General features: G+C 33.7%; 6 protein-coding genes. 3 read left to right on the top strand and 3 right to left on the bottom strand.

Translation table 11 applies throughout. The annotated features are described in order from the left end of the window. Positions 1 to 311: 311 nt before the first annotated feature. Positions 312 to 581, bottom strand: coding sequence for a Txe/YoeB family addiction module toxin (locus Q0977_RS17940; protein ID WP_251851584.1), 270 nt, complete (start codon positions 579 to 581; stop codon positions 312 to 314). Then, a complete protein-coding gene (locus Q0977_RS17945; protein ID WP_007208244.1) occupies positions 581 to 844 on the bottom strand; it encodes a type II toxin-antitoxin system Phd/YefM family antitoxin in 264 nt (87 codons plus the stop codon). The genes Q0977_RS17940 and Q0977_RS17945 overlap by 1 nt, the downstream gene beginning before the upstream one ends. 902 nt (positions 845 to 1,746) lie before the next feature. On the opposite strand from Q0977_RS17945, the gene Q0977_RS17950 reads away from it, so the two are divergent. Next, positions 1,747 to 1,989 (top strand): DUF5960 family protein, encoded by a 243-nt coding sequence (locus Q0977_RS17950; protein WP_299516475.1) that lies wholly within the window; start codon positions 1,747 to 1,749, stop codon positions 1,987 to 1,989. Beyond that, on the top strand, positions 1,986 to 2,219 hold the full coding sequence (locus Q0977_RS17955) for a hypothetical protein (RefSeq protein ID WP_299516477.1): 234 nt from the start codon (positions 1,986 to 1,988) through the stop codon (positions 2,217 to 2,219). Before Q0977_RS17950 ends, Q0977_RS17955 begins: the two co-directional genes overlap by 4 nt. On the opposite strand, the gene Q0977_RS17960 is transcribed toward Q0977_RS17955, so the two are convergent. Further along, on the bottom strand, positions 2,206 to 2,475 hold the full coding sequence (locus Q0977_RS17960) for a hypothetical protein (protein ID WP_299516479.1): 270 nt from the start codon (positions 2,473 to 2,475) through the stop codon (positions 2,206 to 2,208). The two genes, Q0977_RS17955 and Q0977_RS17960, sit on opposite strands and share 14 nt — an antisense overlap. A gap of 16 nt (positions 2,476 to 2,491) precedes the next feature. On the opposite strand from Q0977_RS17960, the gene Q0977_RS17965 reads away from it, so the two are divergent. Continuing rightward, the gene (locus tag Q0977_RS17965; RefSeq protein WP_299516481.1) at positions 2,492 to 3,226 is read left to right on the top strand and encodes a hypothetical protein; all 735 of its coding nucleotides are present in this window, start codon (positions 2,492 to 2,494) and stop codon (positions 3,224 to 3,226) included. Positions 3,227 to 3,459: the final 233 nt, after the last annotated feature.

Below are 3,459 nucleotides of genomic sequence, written 5' to 3' on the forward strand. Positions count from 1 at the left end.
TTGCGTATCATGATTCGTCACGGTAGTGCATTGCTTTTAAACTAAAAAGGATCAAGAGGAAATAATCCTCTTGATCTTCAATAATTCTAAGATTTCTCTTCACCAACATCATTTGACAAAGAGCCTTTATATGAAAGTAATTGGTAGTTTAGTCGCGTCCACTATATTGTCAAAAATTCAAGAGCATCAAGAACACAATGCTTTGCGGTGTGAACCTAACTGCCCTGACTTTTTCAAGAGAAATCACGCACGATTCTTTATGTCTCTCCTCAGACAAGGTTCATGATGCTAAATGTTATTCGTATGCAATTCTATGCTTCATAATGTGTCCACGCTGAATAAATTTCTACAATTTTTTCGTCTTCATTTACTCGATATACTACTCGATGTTGTCTATTCAATCGTCTTGAATAGCGACCTTCATGTGTAGGTTTTAGTTTCTCGAATGATTGGGTGGGAAGATAAGGATCTTCTTTTAACGTTTGAACTACCTTTTCAAATTGAGCTCTCAAATTTGACTGCTTAATTTTTCTCAAATCTACTTTAGCAGAGTTTTTTATTTGTATAGAGTAGTTACTCATTACAAGTTATCCCAATCAATTTCATCAATATCTGTAAATCCACTATGATCTTTCTCTCGTGCCCGAACAGCATCAAGAGTACCTGTTTGCTCAAGAAAAAGGGTTTCTTGGATTGCTCTCCAATCATCCAATCCAATAAGCACTGCATTATTTCCACTACGGTCACTGATAATCTCAATTTCAGTATGATTCTCATTGACATCTTTCAATAATTTATAAAAATCTTTTCGGGCTGAACTAGGATTTAAACTTCTGTTTGCCATATTAATTCCCCCTCTACTTATATCATCATTATAACGTACTTAATTAAGTACGTAAACATTTAGAGATACAAGCCTGATGCTTACTTACCTCTTATTATGGTTCAATTGCAACTTTAAATAAGTTCACTTCTACTATTATACTAGGCTCAATTACGCAAGATTCTATATTAAAACATGCTGAAAAGGTCAAGCAACGAAAACCGTTGCTTGACCCAAAGGTTCTATTCAAATGATTGTAAGTTTTAACAATACCAGTTTTTAAAGAGTGATAAAACAACACTATTTGAGAAAGAGCCAAAATTTCAGGGCGACAAAAGGGCGAATAAAATATGAAAATTAGATTTTTTTACTAAATATTTTCAAACAAACCCTTGCTATTTCTTCGGTTCATCCTCGTCCATTTTCAAAACAGCCATGAAGGCTTCTTGTGATACGATTTATTCATACTCTTTTATAATAGCTTATACATGATTATTTGCTTCTATTATATTAATTATTTTATACGTTGTTATCGTCAGCATTTTTTTATAAATGCTTATATGTTTTTACACGACATTATACTTATTTTTATATCTTGTGGGAACTAAGTGGGAAATATCTACTAAAATAAAGACCGACTTCTTACACCGCCGTCTTATCATATCTGTACGTTACATTTCCATTAAGCGCTGCTTCCCCAACAAAATACTTCCGGTCTTCCCTTTTTAGCTACGAATCACGAAATAGCAAAAAGTTTTCTCTTTCTACGTAAATTTCTTTGATTTCCCCACTCTTTAATTTATCTAATTGCTGATCATAACTTTCCATGTCGTTCACCTATCGGAGATTATATCAGATAATTAAGATTCTGTTCGCTTTACAAAACGAACAAATGTTCGTATAATTTTTACGAGGTGAAGGCTATGTACGAGATACAGTATCGAGACAGAGAACTAATAGATATGTATATCGACAATGTCAAAAGTGATATACCAATTGTGCTGATCATGGACGATTTGTTGGATTTTATGGTCAAACGAAAAATAGATCATTTTGATGTGCCTGCTAACAGAAGCCAGACCGGGAAACCAATTAGATTTATGTTTACAATTGTCGAGTATAAGGATAAAACCGTCTATAAATTCGAAGGAGTGAAGACGATATGATCACGCAAAAAGGTACTGTCAGTAAAATTAAAGTGTTGAAATTGGATAAGTCCCCTCTTGTGCGCTTTAGCTTAGATGAGACTAGCTGTCTGATACGTGTGCATAGTCTGAATTTTATGTGGGAAGTTGATGAAGGTTCTGAGGTTGTTGTTGGTGGGCAGTTTAATAGTAGGAAACAGTTTGTTGTGAGGAAATATTGTGTAATGAAAAAAGACCTTAGCGTGTGCTAGGGCCTTTTTTGATTTTTCTTTGCAGAAAGCTATTTGCAAATGAAACAGCTTCTTCATTTAGTTGTATCCAATGATAATATTCATTATCTGAAATATCTACCAGAGCCATTCCGCTTAGTAACGCTAAAAGTTCTTCTTTTCCAATATTTTTATTTGTAGAAAACTCCGAATAGAAATGATCAGTTCCTTCGATACTGTAGACTTCATTTTTATTTAATACAGGAATTAATCTGGTATAATGACTTGTACTAGGCATAAGGAGGTTCCTCTCATTGGTAAATAGGATAAAAAGAAACGATATAGAACTTTTTGATAGTTTTAAAGAACAACTTGATTTCATTAATAACGCTGCGATTCTTTACGATAGTGGTAACATAGATGCTATAAAAATGGCTTCTCCATCATTAAGAAGTCTTTTTTATCAACAGAAATTTGGTCCTATTCTAATAGATATTATTAAAGGGATTGACAAAAATAGATTCCTTAGCACATCTACCGAAAGAATTAATAGCTCCACAATCCTCTACCAAGGACCTGTATCAGAAGATTTTTTTTATTACAAGGGGGAGCTCAAAGCTTCATACTTTCCAAACTGCTACGCTTTTGAATTTAATGACCGTTTTCTTCCTTTTGATGAGTGGTGGAATGAAACTATTCTTGTACATGGGGAAGCTAAGTTTACTAGATCAAACTTGATAAAATTTATTGCTAATCAGGACGGAGGTGCTCATGTTGATGAAAAAATAAATGAACTTTACTATAGTTTGACTAAATCATTATTCTCTTCAACTATCAAATTAATACCAGAAGAAATAGAGAAAAAATCAGAAAATCTTCATCTTGCTCTGCTAAGACAAATAGCCCACGAGACAATAACATCATTTAACAAAATGGGGATTGTCAATATTAATTACTCAAATGGTTCAGATTCCATCTTTAATCAACATAGGACCCACTCATTTTCCGGCTTTGAATTTGGCGTTGAAGACCTAGATAAGCATAGCTAAGAAACGCTCTGGGAAAAACCCTTGTAGATGTTATAGATGAAATGGGATTTCTTGAAGAATAGTTTCCCCTTCTTCGTTTTCACTAAAGTAATACCAGACACGGTTCTGTTCCTTATCACTTTCCTTTTCGGTGATATGGAGCAGATTTTTTATTTCTTCTGGCTCTTTGTCAAATGATGTTGGTGAAGAGAAATCTTAGAATTATTGGAGATCAAGAGGATTATTTCCTCTTG

The sequence above is a fragment of the uncultured Rummeliibacillus sp. genome (genome assembly GCF_934216135.1).
Classification (GTDB): domain Bacteria; phylum Bacillota; class Bacilli; order Bacillales_A; family Planococcaceae; genus Rummeliibacillus.

Bases quoted from the DNA above. Each gene is read 5' to 3' on its own strand.
- Q0977_RS17940 (WP_251851584.1), bottom strand. From the start codon at position 581: ATGAGTAACTACTCTATACAAATAAAAAACTCTGCTAAAGTAGATTTG.
- Q0977_RS17945 (WP_007208244.1), bottom strand. From the start codon at position 844: ATGGCAAACAGAAGTTTAAATCCTAGTTCAGCCCGAAAAGATTTTTAT.
- Q0977_RS17950 (WP_299516475.1), top strand. From the start codon at position 1,747: ATGTACGAGATACAGTATCGAGACAGAGAACTAATAGATATGTATATC.
- Q0977_RS17955 (WP_299516477.1), top strand. From the start codon at position 1,986: ATGATCACGCAAAAAGGTACTGTCAGTAAAATTAAAGTGTTGAAATTG.
- Q0977_RS17960 (WP_299516479.1), bottom strand. From the start codon at position 2,475: ATGCCTAGTACAAGTCATTATACCAGATTAATTCCTGTATTAAATAAA.